Genomic DNA, 15,790 nt, shown 5'->3' on the forward strand with positions numbered 1-15,790 from the left:
GCGTCCAGCGGAAGGTCAGGGTGAGGATGCTGCGCCAACCAGTTACTCCATGCAACGACTTGCAGGAAACCCCTCATCCGCCCTTCGGGCACCTTCGCCCGCAAGGGGAGAAGGAGAAGCAAGTCAGCCCCGCACATCGTCCAAGAACCGCGCCACTGCAACCGCATCCACGCCTTTTTCGATAAACGCCTTCCCGATCCCGCGCGTCAGAATAAACGTCAGCGCCCCGCGCGAAACCTTTTTATCCTGCGCAATCGCCGCCATCAAATCTTCGGTAGAGCCCAGGTCCCCCGGCACGTCCCCCAATGTGGTGGGCAACCCGCTCTTTTGCAAATGCTGGACGATCCGCCCCGTGTCCTGGCTCGGCGCCAGCCCCAGCCGCGCCGAAAAGCCATGCGCCAGCACCATGCCGATCGCTACGCCCTCGCCGTGCAGCAGCCGATCGCCATAGCCGGTGGCTTTTTCCAGCGCATGCCCGAACGTGTGCCCTAGATTGAGCAGCGCCCGCACGCCGAGCTCTTTCTCGTCCGCGATCACCACGCGCGCCTTTTGCCGGCAGCACCGCGCGATCGCCTCGCCCCGCGCCGGCCCGCCGGCGAAAATCTCTGCCTGGTTCTGCTCCAGCCAGAAAAAGAACTCTTCGTCATCGATCAGCCCATATTTGACCACTTCGGCATAACCCGCCGCGAATTGCCGTGCATTAAGGCTATCGAGGCTCGACAAATCCACCAGCACCAATTTCGGCTGATGAAACGCGCCGATCAAATTCTTGCCATGGGGCGAGTTGATCCCGGTTTTCCCCCCCACCGCGCTATCCACCTGTGCCAGAAGGCTCGTCGGCATCTGCACGAAATCCATGCCCCGCCGCGTGATCGACGCCGCGAACCCTGCCAGGTCCCCGATCACCCCGCCCCCCAGCGCGATCACCAGGTCGCCCCGCTCCAGCCGCGCCGCCAACAATCCCTCGACCGCCGTTTGCAGCTGGCCGAACGACTTGGTGGCTTCCCCCGCCGGCAAGACGATTTCGGCATGCTCCAGCCCCGCGGCGTCCAGCGATTGCAACAGGCGCGGCAATTGCGCCCTGGCCACGTTCTCGTCCGTGATGATGCCATAGCGCCGCCCCGCGAAGCGCTCCAAAAGGATCGCCCCGGCATCGTCCAGCAGCCTGTCCCCGATCAGGATGTCATAGGCCCGCTCGCCAAGCGCCACGCGAACGGTATGGGCGATCTGCGCCATCAGGACTCCTCGCTTTGCAGATGGGCCAGCACCGCCTCGATCAAGTCCCCCGCCACCACATCCTGGGGCACGTCGCGCGAGATCACCGTGACGTCGGCCTCCCCGTAAATGGGATAGCGCTCCTCGATCAGGGCCTGCAGCGTCGCGCGCGGATTGGCGGTCCGCAGCAACGGCCGGTTCGATCGCCGCGACACCCGGGCGAACAACAGGTTGAAATCCGCCTTGATCCACACCGAAACCGCTTCCGCCTTGACCAGGCCGCGCGTTTCCGCATTGACGAACGCGCCGCCCCCGGTGGCCAGCACGATGTCGCGATCCTTGAGCACCCGGGCGATGACGCGGGTCTCCCCGGCGCGGAATTCGGGCTCGCCGCGCTGCTCGAAAATCTCGGGAATGCTCATCTGCGCGGCTTTCTCGATTTCCTCGTCGCTGTCGAGAAACGATCGGCCCAATTGGTTGGCCAGCCGCCGGCCGACCGTGGTCTTGCCCGCGCCCATCATGCCGATCAACACCAGCGGCCGCCCCGCCAGCGCATCGATAAGCTCCTTGGCGCGCGCCTGCCGCTCCGCCATGTCGGGTCTGCTCACCAGCCGCTCCGCACCTGTGTTGCGGCTATCAAGCGGGGCGGAGGGCCCCTGTCAAGAACTTGCCGCCTGGCCATGCCTACCAGTTGGAAAGCATTTGGTGCCATAATGCACCAAATCGAGCCTCGACCGGATCACCATGCCCACTCTTATCCGCCTCGTCATTACCCTGCTGTTCCTGGCGGGCCTGGTCTATGCGGCAATGTTCATGCTGGTCGCCCTGGTCGAGCCGACGCCCAAGGAAGTCACCATCCGCATTCCCGCCCGGGAATTGCTGGGCGAAAGTGCCCCCGCGACAGGCAATCAGCCCGCCCCGCTGGTCGAGCCCCCCTCGCTGGTCCAGCCCCCGCCCGCCGCCACCGGGCCGGCGGCCGGAATCGCGCCCGAATGAGCGGCAGCCATCTGATTTCCGCTTTTCTCGAAATGATGAGCGCCGAACGCGGCGCCGCCGCCAATACCGTCGCCGCCTATCGGCGCGATCTCGCCGGCTATTCGGGCTTCCTGCTCAGCCATGGGCAAACCCTTCTGACCGGCGCGCGCGAGCACGTGTCGGCCTATCTCGACCAGCTCAAGCGCGATGGCCTGTCGGCATCCTCCAGTGCCCGCCAGCTTTCGGCGATCCGCCAGTTCCACCGCTTTCTCTGTGCCGATGGCCTGCGTGGTGACGATCCGACCCGCATCGTCGCCAGCCCCAAGGCGCGCCGCCCGCTGCCCAAAGTGCTCTCCATCGCCGAGGTCGACCGCCTGTTGACCACCGCCGAAGCGGAGGCGAACGCCGATGCGTCTCCGCAAAAACAGGCTGCCGCGCTCCGCCTCTACCTCCTGCTCGAACTGCTCTATGCCACCGGCATGCGTGTGTCCGAACTTGTTAGCCTGAAGCGCTCGGCCGTCATGCGCGATGCCAGTTTCCTGACCATCATCGGCAAAGGCAACAAGGAGCGCATCGTTCCGGTCAACGACCGCGCCCGCGACGCCATCAAGGCCTATCTGGCAACCCTGGAGCCCGGCCCTTTTCTGTTCCCCGCCGGCGGCGCCGACGGCTATCTGGCCCGCCAGGTCTTCGCGCGCGATCTCAAGCGGCTCGCCGCGCGCACCGGTATCAGCTCGGCCCGGGTCGCGCCCCATGTGCTGCGCCACGCCTTTGCCAGCCACTTGCTGGGTGGCGGCGCCGACCTGCGTGTGGTGCAGATGCTGCTCGGCCATGCCGATATCTCGACCACGCAGATTTATACCCACGTGCTCGACGAAAAGCTGCGCACCCTGGTGGAAACCCATCATCCCTTGGCGGACCAATAGCGCAGACGGTCAAGGGCACGCTTCGTACCTTTCCGGAAGCGAACGGCAAGAACCTTGACTCCGCGTTGCGCCATCGCCACGTTGCGGCCACGTTGGGCGCCAACAGCAGCGCCCCAACCCGATGGGTCGCCACACGACCCGCTCATAGGCAGGTGGGATGCAGTCTTATCTCGATTTCGAAAAGCCGGTCGCCGAACTTGAAGGCAAGATCGCCGAGCTCAAGGCGCTTGCCGCCACCGACCAGGCAGTCAGCATCGACGAGGAAGTCACGCGCCTGTCCGCCCGCGCCGACGAGGCACTGGTCGATATCTACCGGCGCCTGACGCCCTGGCAGAAGACCCAGGTCGCCCGCCACCCCCAGCGCCCCCATTTTTCCGACTATGTGCAGGGCCTGATCACCGAATGGACGCCGCTGGCCGGCGATCGCAAATTCGGCGAAGATTCGGCCGTGCAAGCCGGCTTGGGCCGGTTTAATGGCCAGCCCGTCGCCATCCTGGGCCAGGAAAAGGGAAATTCCACTGAATCGCGGCTCAAGCACAATTTCGGCATGGCCCGCCCCGAGGGCTATCGCAAGGCCGTCCGCATCATGGACATGGCCGACCGCTTCAACATTCCCGTGATTGCCTTCGTCGATACTGCCGGAGCCTATCCCGGCATCGGTGCCGAGGAACGCGGCCAGGCCGAGGCCATCGCCCGCTCCACCGAAAAATCCCTCGAGCTGGGCGTGCCCAACCTCGCCATCATCATCGGCGAAGGCGGTTCGGGCGGCGCCATCGCCATCGCCACCGCCAACCGGGTGCTGATGCTCGAGCACGCCATCTATTCGGTGATCTCCCCCGAAGGTGGCGCCTCGATCCTGTGGAAAGACGCCGCCAAGGCGCAGGACGCCGCCACCAACATGAAGATCACCGCCACCGACCTGCTCGGCTTCGGCGTCATCGACGGCATCATCGCCGAGCCGTCCGGCGGTGCCCACCGCCAGCACCAGTTCGTCATGGACGCCACCCGCACCGCCATCGCCGCCTTCCTCAAGGATTTCGCCGGCAGGGAGCGTCTCGACATTCGCGAACAGCGCCGCGAAAAGTTCCTGGCGATCGGCCGGACGGTCTAGCAACACGACCGAAGGTCGCCCCGTTGCAGACCGGCATCATCTCGATCCAATCAAAAATCCGGCATCGAATTGCCACGCCCGGTGCTTCCGGGCATTTGGCCACCATGGTAATTGTCCGTTAACCATGAGCTCTCACCATGCGCTAACCAACACCGCGTAGGGGTAAATCAACTCTTTCACCAACGGGCTGCTTTTGCTGTGAACTCCTTTTTTCTCAACAAACTTGCAATGGTGTTCATCCTGGCCTGGCTCAGCCTGGGCCTGGCGGCCTGCGGCGGCCTGGTCAAGGGCGACAATCGCCAGAACCAGCCCCTGAACAGTGGCCTGGTCGCGGCGATCAAGGCCATCGGCTCGACCCCCGGCGAAGGCATGGTCGTGCGCATTTTCAAGCAGGAGAGCGTCCTCGAAGTCTGGAAGCGCAGCACCGCCGGGCAGTACCGCCTGCTCAAGACCTATGAGATCTGCGCCTATTCCGGCGCCCTCGGCCCCAAGGTCAAGGAAGGCGACCGGCAGAGCCCGGAGGGCTTCTACACCATCACGCCGGGCCTGCTGAACCCCAAGTCCAACTATTATCTGGCCTTCAACACCGGCTTTCCCAACAAGTTCGACCGTTCCTGGGGCCGCACCGGTTCGGACCTGATGGTGCATGGCGATTGCTCCTCACGCGGCTGCTACGCCATGACCGACGAGGGTATTTCCGAAATTTATGCTCTGGCCCGCGAAACCTTCAGGGGCGGCAATCCTAGCTTCCAGTTGCAGATTTTTCCGTTCCGCATGACCGCCGCCAACCTGGCCACACACACCGCCGATGCCAGCATGGGCTTCTGGAAGGACATCAAGGAAGGCTACGACCTGTTTGAGCTGAACAAGGCGCCCCCGCTCTGGGACGTGTGCGAGCGCCAATATATCTTCAATGCCGCAACAGTGGCACCCCTCGATGCCATGGGCACCTGCCCCGCCGTCGCGCCCAATGCCGCGCTGCTGGCCCGCCAGCAGGCCGATGAAACGGCGCTAGCCGGCCAGCTTGCCGCCGTCGAGCAGCAGGCAACCACCGATGCGGTCATCAAGGCCCGCGGCGAAGCCGTCAACGGCGCTGTCGGCGGCTTCTTCGGCGGCGTCGGCAACCTGTTCGGTGGCGGCGAGGAAAACATCGCCCCCGTCATCACCGGCAAGCCCGCGCCCGTGCCGATGCCCCCTCTGGTGCGGAGCTGACTGCACCAGTTAGTTAGCCCGCATCCAACCGAGCCTAGCTTCTCCCACGGGAGGAGCACGAGCCTGAACCCTTCAGTCGTCACCCTTCTCCCCTTGTGGGAGACGGTGGCGCGCAGCGCCGGATGAGGGGACCTTGCACCCCCAGCCATCGTTCCGGCACGATCCTGCCGCCCATCGCTACCGACGAGGACACCCCTCATGGCCGAGCGCAAACCTATCGAAGCTATCCTGATCGGTCTCGCCTTGCTGGCCGTCCTCGCCCTTGGCCTTTACCCGCTAATGGCCCCCGTGACCCCACCACCCGCCGCACCCGCCCCGATCATCTATGACCGCACCCAACTTCTTGCCGATCTCGACGCCGCCGGCTTCACCCTCGGCGATCCCGCCTTTATCCGCATCTTCAAGCGCGAGCGGCGCCTCGAAGTCTGGCTGCAGAACGCCGATGGCCGCTTCGCGCTGTTCCGACCCTACGATATCTGCTATTTTTCCGGCGGGCTCGGCCCCAAGCTGCGCGAAGGCGATCGCCAGGCGCCAGAAGGCTTCTACCGGGTCGCCCTGCCGCAGCTCAACCCCAAGTCGCGCCATCACCTGGCCTTCATCTCGGCTTTCCCAACGCCTTCGACCAGAGCCTGAACCGCACGGGCTCGGCCCTGATGGTGCATGGCGGCTGCTCCTCGGTCGGCTGCTATGCGATGACCGATGCCAAGGTCGACCAAATTTATGCTATCGTGGCGGCGGCGCTGGCGGGCGGACAGGAGGCGGTTGATATCCACGCCTTTCCGTTCGCCATGAGCGATGCGGCCATGGCGGCCATGGGCGGCCAGCACTGGCTGGCGTTCTGGACCAATCTCAAGCAGGGCTATGACCTGTTCGAGGCGGCCCGCATTCCCCCGCCCATCGGCACCTGCAACGGAGAATATCGCTTTGGACCAGAAGTGGGCACTGCCGGGTGTGTCGAAATCGGATACTGGCACGCCTGATATCGCGCCGGCAAATCCCTCCAGAACTACCCGCGTCCTGACCGTCGTGGTCGGCCTGATCGCCCTGGCCGCCATCGCCACCTCCGCCTGGGTCTATGCCGATACCCAGCGCGACCTCAGCCGCGTCGCCACCGACATTGCCCAGATCAGGCTGAGCCTGCAATTGTTCAGCCAGCAGCGCCCCGGCGATATCGCCCTGCCGGCCAGCGACGCCGTGCAGGATTTGAGCAACCGCCTCGCCATCCTCGAACAGGACTGGCGCGGCCAGGCCCCGGCGCCGGCTGCCGCCATCCCCGATACCGCAACGGCCACCCCCACCGGCCCGGCCACCGATTGCATCCCCCAGGGCACCCGCTTCCTGGTCGCCGCCGGCGACAGCTATCCCATTTGCGGCACCCCCGCCGTGGTCGCGGTCACCGCCGTGGACAAGACCTATGTATCGTTCACCGACGGCACCATCGTCACCCTTGGCGGCAATGCCATCCTCAAGGGCACCAGCTGCACTCTGGCCGTAGTCTCCTCCAACGCCGACGGCATGGACGGCTACGCCGAACTACGCGTCGGCTGCTAGCGCGTCCGAACCGCGACAAGCCTAGGCCATGGTCTTGATGAAATCGACGAACGCGCGCAGCGGCGCCGGCACCAGGCGTCGGCCCGGATAATACAGGAACGGCCCGGAAAACTTCGGCCACCACGGCTCCAGCAGTGGTTCCAGGACGCCGGTATCGAACAGGGGCCGCAGCCAGTCCTCAAAGATATAGACCATGCCGCTGCCCGCGATGGCCGCGTCAACCGCCAGGTCCGTGGTCGTCCCGATGCTGACGATCAGGGGTCCGCTTGGCTCGATCCGCAGCTTTTCCCCATGGCGCTCGAACTCCCAAGCCGGCATGGCCCCGCTGGGAAAACGCCCCCGCAGGCAGGCATGCGCCAACAGCTCGCTCGGATGCTGCGGGCGGCCGTGACGATCGAGATAGCTTGGCGCCGCGCCCAGGGCCGAGCGCTGCACCCGCGGCCCGATCGGCACGGCGATCATGTCCTGTTCCAGCTTGTCGTCATAGCGGATGCCGGCGTCGCACCCGGCCGCCAGCACATCGACAAAGCTTTCTTCGCCAATCACCTCCAGCCTGATTTCGGGATAGGCCGCCAGAAACGGCGGCACGATATGGGCCAGCACCAGCCGCGATGCACTGACCGGCACATTGAGGCGCAGCGTGCCCGCCGGCCGGTCGCGAAAGCCGTTGACCGCATCGAGCGAGGCCTCCACCTCGCTGAGCGCCGGGCCCAGGCGCGCCAGCAGGCCCAGTCCCGCTTCGGTGGGGACCACGCTGCGTGTCGTGCGGTTGAAGAGGCGCACGCCCAGTTCGGCCTCCAGCCGCCGGATGGCTTGGCTGAGGCTTGATGCGCTGCTATCATTGAGCCGTCCGGCCTCGCGGAAACCACCCGCACGCGCCACCGCAACGAAAGCGCTCAGGTCTCCAAGATCAGCCTTCATTGTTCGTCGCTCCGCACAGCCTGTGCAGATTGTACCCAATTATCAAGCGATTGCGCAGCCTCTATCTTGAGCCGGCAACCACAGGAGCAATCATGTCAACCATTCGATCCGCGGGCACCTATACCTTGGGCAATCGCAGCGTCACGCGCCTGGGCTATGGCGCCATGCAACTGGCCGGCCCCGGTGTCTTCGGCCCGCCCAAGGACCGTGACGCGGCCCTCGCCGTCCTGCGCGCCGCCGTGGCGGCCGGCGTCGATCATATTGACACCAGCGATTACTATGGCCCCTACGTCACCAACCAGATCATTCGCGAAGCGCTCGAGCCCTATGCCCAAAGTCTGACCATCGTCACCAAGGTCGGCGCCAAGCGCGGCAATGGCGGGGCTTGGCTGCTCGATAATTCACCCGAGGGGCTGACCCGGGCCGTGCACGACAATCTGCGCAATCTGGGCCTTGAAGCATTGGAGGTCGTCAATCTGCGCATCATGATGTCGGCCCACGGCCCGGCCGAAGGCTCCATCGCCGCCCAGGTCGAAACCATGGCCGACCTGCAGCGCCAGGGCCTGGTGCGCCATATCGGGATCAGCAACGTCACCGCCACCCAGATCGCCGAGGCGCGCGCCATTGTCGAAATCGTCTGCGTGCAGAACGAATACAATCTGGCCCACCGCGGCGACGATGCCTTGATCGATGCCCTGGCCCGAGACGGCATCGCCTATGTGCCTTTCTTCCCCCTGGGTGGTTTCAGCCCCTTGCAATCCACCATCTTGTCCGACGTGGCCGCGCAACTCGACGCCACGCCCATGCAGGTCGCTCTCGCCTGGCTGCTGCAGCGCGCCCCCAATATCCTTTTGATCCCCGGCACCTCGTCGCTCGCCCATCTGCAGGAGAACCTAGCCGCCGCCACGCTCGACCTGCCCAGGGACGCCGTCACCGCCCTCGACGGCATTGCCGCCGCCTGATCACACCAAAAAGCCCGGACCATCGGTCCGGGCTTTCCAATTGCTGAGCCGCGCATCAATGTCGACAGGTTCCACGGTCCGAGGCCTGGATTAGCTGCCGTCGCGAGCGGATGCCATATCGGCGATATAAAGGCTGATCAAGCGGATGAGTTCGCGCTGCATCGTCTTGTCGTCCAGCACTCCCCGCCGCGCCGCGTTGTGGATCACCCCGTCGATGGCATCGGAAATGACCAGCGCGATCGTGCGGTCCTGCGCATTGGCCTGACGTCCGCGATAGATCGAAACCGCACTGACGTAATAGCCCAGATACTCGCTTTCAAATGCGCTTTTGGGATTTCTGTGTTCATCGGAACTGGGCGCTTCATCGAGCAGCGCCCTATGCAGGCGGGGATGGCCGCTATGGGCGGCGATCATGTCGTAAACAAGCTTTTCGGCGAAATGCTCTGCCGACAGTCCGTCCGCCTTAGTCTGCCGCATCACGGCCAGGCAGTCATCCAGATGACGGCCGCGGATCGCATCGGTCAAGGACATCTTGTCGGGAAAGTACTGGTACAAGGACCCGATGCTCACCCCAGCCAGTGCGGCGACCTTGTTGGTGGTAAATCCGGCCCAGCCCGTCTCCCCTAGAACGCGAGCACCCGCCTCGATGATCAGTTCAACCGTGGCACGGGAGCGCTCTTGGCGCGGCGCCTTGCGCATCACGGCCCCCTGCCTGGAGATGCGAGTAGACATCGGCCCCTCCTCGCCTAAAATGTGAAGTCAATGCTCACATTTGAAACGCGCCAAGGAGTTCGTCAATGGATCACGCGCTACGCAAGCTTTATGGCTACCACGCCTGGGCCAATAGCGAGCTTTTTGATAAACTGGCATCGGTTGATGGCAGCTCGCAACAAGCGGAACTCCAGACTGCCTTGCGCCTGCTCAACCACTATTACGTCGTCGCCCAGATCTTCGCCGCGCATCTCAGGGGCGTGCCGCACGGCTACCTCTCGGACAATACCGTCGACACCCCAACCCTGGACGAATTGCGCGACGCCGTGGCCGGGTCCGACCAATCCTATCTGGATTACATCGAGAACGCCTCCCCCGCAGAGCTCGCAGAACTGATCCCGTTCACCTTTACCGATGGTGACAAGGGTTACATGAGCAGACAGGAAATGCTCACGCACGTCGCGCTGCATGGCGGATATCATCGTGGCGAAGTGGGGCGTATTTTATGGCAGCTGTCCGTCACGCCGCCATGGGACACGTTCGCGGTTTATCTGCACCGGACCGAGCCTGACCGCAGGCTGCAGGGAACCGGGGAGACCGCCGTTCCAACATGAACCTGCGCCGGCGATCGCCAAACGAACCGGCCACATCCTCGCGGATGTGGCCGATCCTTGAACATCTGGATTGGCGGTCCTAGAACGCCCCGTGGCAGTGCTTGAACTTCTTGCCCGATCCGCACGGGCACGGCGCATTGCGCGACACCCCGACCAGCAATTTTGGATCGATCGGCTTGAGCGAGGGATCGTTGCCCACCGCCCCCAGCGAGTCCGCGATCGTGTCGCCGCCATCGGCATCGTTATCGCCGGTCAGCGGATCGATATGGGTTTCCTGAAGCCTGCTGAGATCGGGCTCCGGCAGTGGCTCGGGCTGGCGCAACTGCAGCTGGATATGGCTCAACTGCGTCGTCACCAGTTCGCGCAGGTTCGTCAGGAGTGACTGGAACAGCTCATAGGCTTCCTGCTTGTATTCGTTGAGCGGATCGCGCTGCGCAATCCCGCGCCAGCCCACCACCTTGCTCAAATGGTCCAGCGTCACCAGGTGCTCGCGCCACAGCCCGTCGATCGATTGCAGCAGCAGCGACTTTTCCACCTGCCGCATGATCTCGGGCGAATATTGTGCCACCTTGGCCGCCGCGCCCGCATCCGCCAGGTCGCGCAGGCGCTCCTCGACCATCTCCTGGTCGATCCCCTCTTCCTCGGCCCAGGCCTTGATAGGCGCCGCGACATTCAGATACGTCTTGGCCGCCGCTTCCAGCTGCTCCACATTCCACTGCTCGGGATAGGAGCGCGGCGGAATGGCCTTGCCCACGATCGCCTCGACCACGTCGTGCCGCATTTCGCGCACCGTGTCGCTGACATCCTCGGCATCCATCATCTCGATGCGCTGCTCGAAGATCACCTTGCGCTGATCGTTCATCACATCGTCGTATTTGAGGATGTTCTTGCGGATATCGAAGTTTCGGCTTTCCACCTTCCCCTGCGCCCGCTCGATCGCCTTGGTCACCCAAGGATGGGTGATGCTCTCGCCCTGCTCCAGACCCAGCTTGCCCAGCATGGAATCCATCGAATCCACCGGAAAGATGCGCATCAGGTCGTCCTGCAGGCTCAGGAAAAACGCCGAATGCCCCGGATCGCCCTGCCGACCCGACCGGCCGCGCAACTGGTTGTCGATGCGCCGCGACTCGTGCCGCTCGGTGCCGATCACCATCAGCCCGCCCGCCGCGATGGCCTTGGCCTTGTCGGTGGCGATGGTGGATTTGATCTGCTCGATCCTGGCCTCGCGCTCGGGCCCTTCCAGGCCCTCGGTTTCGCGCGCGATGCGCATTTCCAGGTTCCCCCCGAGCTGGATGTCCGTGCCGCGGCCCGCCATGTTGGTGGCGATGGTGATCGCCCCCGGCAGCCCCGCATCGGCCACGATCCCCGCTTCCTGCTCGTGATGGCGCGCGTTGAGCACGTTCATCGCACCCACGTTCTTCTTGCGCAGCAATTCGGCCAGCATTTCCGATTTTTCGATCGAGGTCGTGCCCACCAGCACTGGCTGCCCGCGATCCTGGCATTGCTTGATCATGTCGGCGATGGCATCGAACTTTTCGGCCGCCGTGCGATAGATGGCGTCCTCGTCGTCCTTGCGCTGGACGCTCACATTGGTGGGCACCGTCACCACGTCGAGCCGATAGATATCGGCAAATTCCTCGGCCTCGGTCGCGGCCGTGCCGGTCATGCCCGCCAGCTTCTTGTAGAGCCGGAAATAGTTCTGGAAGGTGATCGAGGCCAGCGTCTGGTTTTCCGGCTGGATCTTGACCTGCTCCTTGGCCTCCAGCGCCTGGTGCAGCCCCTCCGAATAGCGCCGCCCCGGCATCATGCGGCCGGAAAACTCGTCGATGATGACCACTTCATCGTTGCGCACGATATAGTCCTTGTCCTTGCGGAACAGCTTGTGCGCGCGCAGCGCCGAATTGGCATGGTGCACCAGGGCGACATTTTCGATGTCGTAGAGCGAGGCCGATTTCATCATGCCCAGCTCGGTCAGCCGCGCCTCCAGCTTTTCCACCCCCTGGTCGGTAAAGGTGGCCGCGCGCTGCTTTTCGTCGATCTCGAAGTCGCCTTCCTCGATGATCGGCATCTGCGCGTCGATCTTGGTGTAAAGATCGCTGCGATCGTCCGATGGCCCCGAAATGATCAGCGGCGTGCGCGCCTCATCGATCAGGATCGAATCCACCTCGTCCACGATGGCATAGGCATGGCCGCGCTGCACCATCTGGGCCCGCGTATACTTCATGTTGTCGCGCAGGTAATCGAAGCCGTATTCGTTATTGGTGCCATAGGTGATGTCGGCGGCATAGGCCGCCTTGCGCTCGGCATCGGTCAGCCCATGCACGATGATGCCGGTGCTCAACCCGAGGAAGTTGTAGATCTGCCCCATCCAGGCCGCATCGCGCCGCACCAGATAGTCGTTGACCGTCACCAGGTGTGTGCCCAGCCCGGTCAGCGCATTGAGATACATCGGCAGCGTCGCCACCAGCGTCTTGCCTTCGCCGGTGCGCATTTCGGCGATGCCGCGCTCGTTCATCACCATGCCGCCGATCAGCTGCACGTCGAAATGGCGCATGCCCAACACGCGCTTGGAGGCTTCGCGCACCGTGGCGAACGCCGGCACGATCAAATCATCGAGATCGGCGCCTTTGGCCAACTCGTCCTTGAACTGGGCGGTCCGCGCCCGCAATTGGTCGTCGCTGAGCGCCTCGAGTTCGCTCTCCAACGCATTGATGGCGACGACCTTGGCGTGAAAGCGCTTCACATGCCGGTCCGACGGAGAACCGAAAATCCTCCGGGCAAGCGCTGCAAGTGCCATGTGTCGGGTCCTTTGATGATCGTCGCGGCGCCGAAAAGCCAGGGTCTGGGGCGATAGCTATCGCCCGGTTCAGCCTCGTTGGCGCGCTGGCAGGGCGGTTGGCGCCCATGCCCGTGAAAAGCGTTGGAGATGTAAGAGCGAGGCCTTGTCTTGTCAACGCCACCGAAATCGGCGACACCTGCCCCGGCCTGGCTAAAAACCGCTCCCGGCGCGCCTTTTGCCGCCCCAGATGCGCTTTTGCCTCCCCGTCTGGCACATTTTGGCCCCGTTGCCATGGGAGGGGCAGGCTGGACGGTGCAAGGGCCTGGGCTATCTTGGCCCGGCCATACGAATTCCGGTCACGCGCCCTGCGCTGACCGCAACCAGCTTCGGCGCCACAGGGATGCGCCGGCCAAGGAGAATGCTTTGATGTCTTATACCTCCAAACGCCTCGTCCAGACCGTCAGCATGCTGGCGCTGGTGCTTGCCGGCGCGGCCATGGGTCCGGCCCTGGCGCAGGACGCTGCCCCGGCAGAGGCGCCTGCCGCTACGGCTCCGGCGACCCCGGTTGCTCCCGCCCCCGAAACTGTGGTGGCCACCGTTGGCGAAGACACCATCACCGAGGCCGACCTGTCCTTTGCCTCCGAGGACCTGGCCCAGGAACTCAGCCAGATGCCGCCGGCCGAACAGCGCGCCTTTCTCGTGCGCGTCCTGATCGACATGAAGGTCATGGCCAAGGCCGCCAAGGACGCCGGCATGGATGCAACGCCCCTGTTCCAGCAGCGCCTTGATTATCTTGAGGAACGCGCTCTGCGTCGCGCCTATTTCGCCGACGCCATCGCCAATACGGTGACCGAGCAAGCCGTGCGGGCCGCCTATGATAAATACGTCGCCGATTTCGTCTCAGCCGACGAAGTCCATGCCGGCCACATCCTGGTCAAGACCAAAGAGGAAGCCGACGCCATCAAGGCCGAACTCGCTGCCGGCGGCGATTTTGCCGCCATCGCCAAGGAAAAATCCATCGATCCGGGCGCGGCCAATGGCGGCGATCTGGGCTTTTTCGCCAAAGGCCAGATGGTCGGCCCCTTCGAGGACGCCGCCTTCGCGCTGACGGAGCCCGGCCAGATCAGCGATCCGGTGGAATCCCAGTTCGGCTGGCACATCATCCGCCTCGAGGAAAAGCGCAAATCCGCGCCGCCCGCCATCGAGCAGATCGGCAGCCAGTTGCAGCAGCAATTGCTGATGACCACCTTTGACGGCGTCGTCGCCAGGCTGATGGCCGGGGTCGCCATCGACATCCCCGACCCCACCCTCGCCGCCGCCGTTGCTGCCCAGACCGATCCTGCTGAAGCCGAGGCCCCCGCCGAACCTGCGCCTGCGCAGTAGCGCGCCGCTGCCCACCTATGGGACGAGCGTTCCCGCCCGGTCACGATGGCACGAGGACCACAGGATAGGTCATGCAGGGGATCGAACTATCGCGCGGTTTCTACTTCGACCTCGTTCAGCCCTGGCTGAACGAGGTCGCACCAGGCCTGCGCCATGCCGCGGCCCTCATCGGCTATGGCTCCGAACTGCTTGGCTTTGATGACGAAATGTCCCGGGACCACAATTGGGGACCCCGCGTCCGCATCTACCTGGCCCGGGACGACTTTGGCGCCTATGCGCGCCGGCTGGTCGACCAATTTACCAACGTCATGCCGTCCCACTATCGCGGCGAGCCCATCGGCTGGCGCAGCCGACCCCATCCGCCGGCCAACGGCCTCGAGTCGGCCGGAGCCCTGGCGCACGGACTGGAGTTTCATACGCTCGAGGCTCTCCTGGAAAGCCATTTGGGCCTGCGGTCGGCGGAACACCTCGAGGCGCCTCAATGGCTGGGCTTTGCCGAGCAAAAGCTGCTCGCCCTCACCGCCGGCGCCGTCTTTCGCGATGACGATGGCCGTTTGACCGAAGCCCGTGCGCGTCTGGCCTACTATCCGCGCGATGTGTGGCTCTATAAGCTTGCCTGCCAGTGGCGCCGCATCGCCGACGAACAGGCCTTCGTCGGTCGCGCCGGCCAGGTAGGAGACGACCTCGGCTCGCGGGTCATCGGCGCGCGGCTGGTGCGCGACGTGATGCGCATGGGCTTTTTGCTGGAGCGGCGCTACGCGCCCTATTCCAAATGGCTCGGCACCGGCTTTGCCCGCCTTCCCATCGCCCACCGCCTGTTGCCCCACCTGACGCAAGCCCTGATTGCGGACGACTGCAGGCGACGCGAGAATGCGCTCGCCTCGGCCTACCGTGAACTGGCTCACAGCCAAAATGCTTTGGGTGTCGCCAGCTTCGAGCCAGTCATCGGTCCATACCACGACCGGCCATTCACGGTCATCAACGCCGACGATGCCATCAATGCCGCCCGTTCGGCGATTGCGGACCCGGCAATCGCCCAATTGCCCATCATCGGCGCCCTCGACCAACTCAGCGACCTCACGCCCCTCCTCGAAGACGCCAGACTCTCCCAAGCCATGATGCACCAGTTGCACACCTGATCGCCCCATCATCAACTACCCCACCCAACCTCTTGGCCGGTGGTGGAGCCGCCCGTTGGGTTGAACTGGATCGAGCCAATGGAATAATATGGCCGATCCCACCCCACGACTGGCGCGACCTCCTCCCCTCCCAAGGGGACTGCAGAGCGTCCCGCAGGGCAAATCGCTCCTGCGGAGCGATTTGAGCGATGAAGGCCATGAGAGCTATGCTCGAATGGCAAGGGTGGGGGTCTCGCTTGGCCCCGATCTGTCAGCTCTCTCGCCTCGCCTGGCACAATCCCGCCCACCCAC

General features: G+C 64.3%; 16 protein-coding genes. 11 read left to right on the forward strand and 5 right to left on the reverse strand.

What is annotated here, in order from left to right:
- Positions 1-123 precede the first annotated feature (123 nt).
- Both aroB and ACFE8X_RS16750 read right to left on the reverse strand, forming a co-directional pair.
- Positions 124-1,236 carry a 3-dehydroquinate synthase gene (gene aroB, locus ACFE8X_RS16745; protein ID WP_375452637.1) on the reverse strand — a complete coding sequence of 371 codons (1,113 nt, stop codon included), beginning with the start codon at positions 1,234-1,236 and terminating at the stop codon, positions 124-126.
- The gene (locus tag ACFE8X_RS16750) at positions 1,236-1,808 is read right to left on the reverse strand and encodes a shikimate kinase (protein WP_375452653.1); all 573 of its coding nucleotides are present in this window, start codon (positions 1,806-1,808) and stop codon (positions 1,236-1,238) included. Before ACFE8X_RS16750 ends, aroB begins: the two co-directional genes overlap by 1 nt.
- Positions 1,809-1,959: 151 nt before the next feature.
- Here ACFE8X_RS16750 and ACFE8X_RS16755 point away from each other — a divergent pair, with 151 nt between their 5' ends.
- The 7 genes from ACFE8X_RS16755 (at position 1,960) to ACFE8X_RS16785 (ending at position 6,990) form a co-directional block, all read left to right on the forward strand.
- The gene (locus ACFE8X_RS16755) at positions 1,960-2,211 is read left to right on the forward strand and encodes a hypothetical protein (RefSeq protein WP_375452638.1); all 252 of its coding nucleotides are present in this window, start codon (positions 1,960-1,962) and stop codon (positions 2,209-2,211) included.
- Positions 2,208-3,116 (forward strand): site-specific tyrosine recombinase XerD, encoded by a 909-nt coding sequence (locus tag ACFE8X_RS16760; RefSeq protein WP_375452639.1) that lies wholly within the window; start codon positions 2,208-2,210, stop codon positions 3,114-3,116. Before ACFE8X_RS16755 ends, ACFE8X_RS16760 begins: the two co-directional genes overlap by 4 nt.
- A gap of 157 nt (positions 3,117-3,273) precedes the next feature.
- Positions 3,274-4,227, forward strand: a complete 954-nt coding sequence (locus ACFE8X_RS16765; RefSeq protein WP_375452640.1) for an acetyl-CoA carboxylase carboxyltransferase subunit alpha — start codon at positions 3,274-3,276, stop codon at positions 4,225-4,227.
- Positions 4,228-4,425: 198 nt separating this feature from the next.
- The gene (locus tag ACFE8X_RS16770; protein ID WP_375452641.1) at positions 4,426-5,439 is read left to right on the forward strand and encodes a L,D-transpeptidase family protein; all 1,014 of its coding nucleotides are present in this window, start codon (positions 4,426-4,428) and stop codon (positions 5,437-5,439) included.
- A gap of 198 nt (positions 5,440-5,637) precedes the next feature.
- The gene (locus tag ACFE8X_RS16775) at positions 5,638-6,072 is read left to right on the forward strand and encodes a murein L,D-transpeptidase family protein (RefSeq protein ID WP_375452642.1); all 435 of its coding nucleotides are present in this window, start codon (positions 5,638-5,640) and stop codon (positions 6,070-6,072) included.
- A 59-nt stretch (positions 6,073-6,131) separates the two neighbouring features.
- The gene (locus ACFE8X_RS16780; protein ID WP_375452643.1) at positions 6,132-6,419 is read left to right on the forward strand and encodes a hypothetical protein; all 288 of its coding nucleotides are present in this window, start codon (positions 6,132-6,134) and stop codon (positions 6,417-6,419) included.
- Complete coding sequence (locus ACFE8X_RS16785; protein WP_375452644.1) at positions 6,391-6,990, forward strand: hypothetical protein; 600 nt, start codon at positions 6,391-6,393, stop codon at positions 6,988-6,990. The genes ACFE8X_RS16780 and ACFE8X_RS16785 overlap by 29 nt, the downstream gene beginning before the upstream one ends.
- A 21-nt stretch (positions 6,991-7,011) precedes the next feature.
- Here ACFE8X_RS16785 and ACFE8X_RS16790 read toward each other — a convergent pair whose 3' ends face one another.
- Complete coding sequence (locus ACFE8X_RS16790; RefSeq protein WP_375452645.1) at positions 7,012-7,911, reverse strand: LysR family transcriptional regulator; 900 nt, start codon at positions 7,909-7,911, stop codon at positions 7,012-7,014.
- A 92-nt stretch (positions 7,912-8,003) separates the two neighbouring features.
- Here ACFE8X_RS16790 and ACFE8X_RS16795 point away from each other — a divergent pair, with 92 nt between their 5' ends.
- Positions 8,004-8,873, forward strand: a complete 870-nt coding sequence (locus ACFE8X_RS16795) for an aldo/keto reductase family oxidoreductase (RefSeq protein WP_375452646.1) — start codon at positions 8,004-8,006, stop codon at positions 8,871-8,873.
- A gap of 90 nt (positions 8,874-8,963) precedes the next feature.
- Here the strand turns inward: ACFE8X_RS16795 and ACFE8X_RS16800 are convergent, their stop codons facing one another.
- A complete protein-coding gene (locus tag ACFE8X_RS16800; protein WP_375452647.1) occupies positions 8,964-9,605 on the reverse strand; it encodes a TetR/AcrR family transcriptional regulator in 642 nt (213 codons plus the stop codon).
- A gap of 65 nt (positions 9,606-9,670) precedes the next feature.
- Between ACFE8X_RS16800 and ACFE8X_RS16805 the strand changes: the two genes are divergently transcribed.
- On the forward strand, positions 9,671-10,198 hold the full coding sequence (locus ACFE8X_RS16805) for a DinB family protein (RefSeq protein ID WP_375452648.1): 528 nt from the start codon (positions 9,671-9,673) through the stop codon (positions 10,196-10,198).
- 79 nt (positions 10,199-10,277) lie between these two features.
- On the opposite strand, the gene secA is transcribed toward ACFE8X_RS16805, so the two are convergent.
- Positions 10,278-12,995: a preprotein translocase subunit SecA gene (gene secA, locus ACFE8X_RS16810; RefSeq protein WP_375452649.1), complete on the reverse strand. Its 2,718-nt coding sequence runs from the start codon at positions 12,993-12,995 to the stop codon at positions 10,278-10,280.
- Between the two features lie 408 nt (positions 12,996-13,403).
- Between secA and ACFE8X_RS16815 the strand changes: the two genes are divergently transcribed.
- Both ACFE8X_RS16815 and ACFE8X_RS16820 read left to right on the forward strand, forming a co-directional pair.
- Positions 13,404-14,360 carry a peptidylprolyl isomerase gene (locus ACFE8X_RS16815; RefSeq protein ID WP_375452650.1) on the forward strand — a complete coding sequence of 319 codons (957 nt, stop codon included), beginning with the start codon at positions 13,404-13,406 and terminating at the stop codon, positions 14,358-14,360.
- Positions 14,361-14,431: 71 nt separating this feature from the next.
- Positions 14,432-15,499 carry a DUF4037 domain-containing protein gene (locus ACFE8X_RS16820; protein WP_375452651.1) on the forward strand — a complete coding sequence of 356 codons (1,068 nt, stop codon included), beginning with the start codon at positions 14,432-14,434 and terminating at the stop codon, positions 15,497-15,499.
- Positions 15,500-15,790 lie beyond the last annotated feature (291 nt).

The organism is uncultured Devosia sp. (assembly GCF_964244875.1).
In the GTDB taxonomy this organism is placed as follows: domain Bacteria; phylum Pseudomonadota; class Alphaproteobacteria; order Rhizobiales; family Devosiaceae; genus Devosia.

What these genes read in the sequence shown, in the direction of transcription:
- ACFE8X_RS16760 (WP_375452639.1), top strand. Translation starts at nt 2,208, where the DNA reads ATGAGCGGCAGCCATCTGATTTCCGCTTTTCTCGAAATGATGAGCGCC.
- aroB (WP_375452637.1), bottom strand. Translation starts at nt 1,236, where the DNA reads ATGGCGCAGATCGCCCATACCGTTCGCGTGGCGCTTGGCGAGCGGGCC.
- ACFE8X_RS16750 (WP_375452653.1), bottom strand. Translation starts at nt 1,808, where the DNA reads ATGGCGGAGCGGCAGGCGCGCGCCAAGGAGCTTATCGATGCGCTGGCG.
- secA (WP_375452649.1), bottom strand. Translation starts at nt 12,995, where the DNA reads ATGGCACTTGCAGCGCTTGCCCGGAGGATTTTCGGTTCTCCGTCGGAC.
- ACFE8X_RS16780 (WP_375452643.1), top strand. Translation starts at nt 6,132, where the DNA reads ATGACCGATGCCAAGGTCGACCAAATTTATGCTATCGTGGCGGCGGCG.
- ACFE8X_RS16795 (WP_375452646.1), top strand. Translation starts at nt 8,004, where the DNA reads ATGTCAACCATTCGATCCGCGGGCACCTATACCTTGGGCAATCGCAGC.
- ACFE8X_RS16800 (WP_375452647.1), bottom strand. Translation starts at nt 9,605, where the DNA reads ATGTCTACTCGCATCTCCAGGCAGGGGGCCGTGATGCGCAAGGCGCCG.
- ACFE8X_RS16815 (WP_375452650.1), top strand. Translation starts at nt 13,404, where the DNA reads ATGTCTTATACCTCCAAACGCCTCGTCCAGACCGTCAGCATGCTGGCG.
- ACFE8X_RS16805 (WP_375452648.1), top strand. Translation starts at nt 9,671, where the DNA reads ATGGATCACGCGCTACGCAAGCTTTATGGCTACCACGCCTGGGCCAAT.
- ACFE8X_RS16820 (WP_375452651.1), top strand. Translation starts at nt 14,432, where the DNA reads ATGCAGGGGATCGAACTATCGCGCGGTTTCTACTTCGACCTCGTTCAG.
- ACFE8X_RS16765 (WP_375452640.1), top strand. Translation starts at nt 3,274, where the DNA reads ATGCAGTCTTATCTCGATTTCGAAAAGCCGGTCGCCGAACTTGAAGGC.
- ACFE8X_RS16775 (WP_375452642.1), top strand. Translation starts at nt 5,638, where the DNA reads ATGGCCGAGCGCAAACCTATCGAAGCTATCCTGATCGGTCTCGCCTTG.
- ACFE8X_RS16755 (WP_375452638.1), top strand. Translation starts at nt 1,960, where the DNA reads ATGCCCACTCTTATCCGCCTCGTCATTACCCTGCTGTTCCTGGCGGGC.
- ACFE8X_RS16790 (WP_375452645.1), bottom strand. Translation starts at nt 7,911, where the DNA reads ATGAAGGCTGATCTTGGAGACCTGAGCGCTTTCGTTGCGGTGGCGCGT.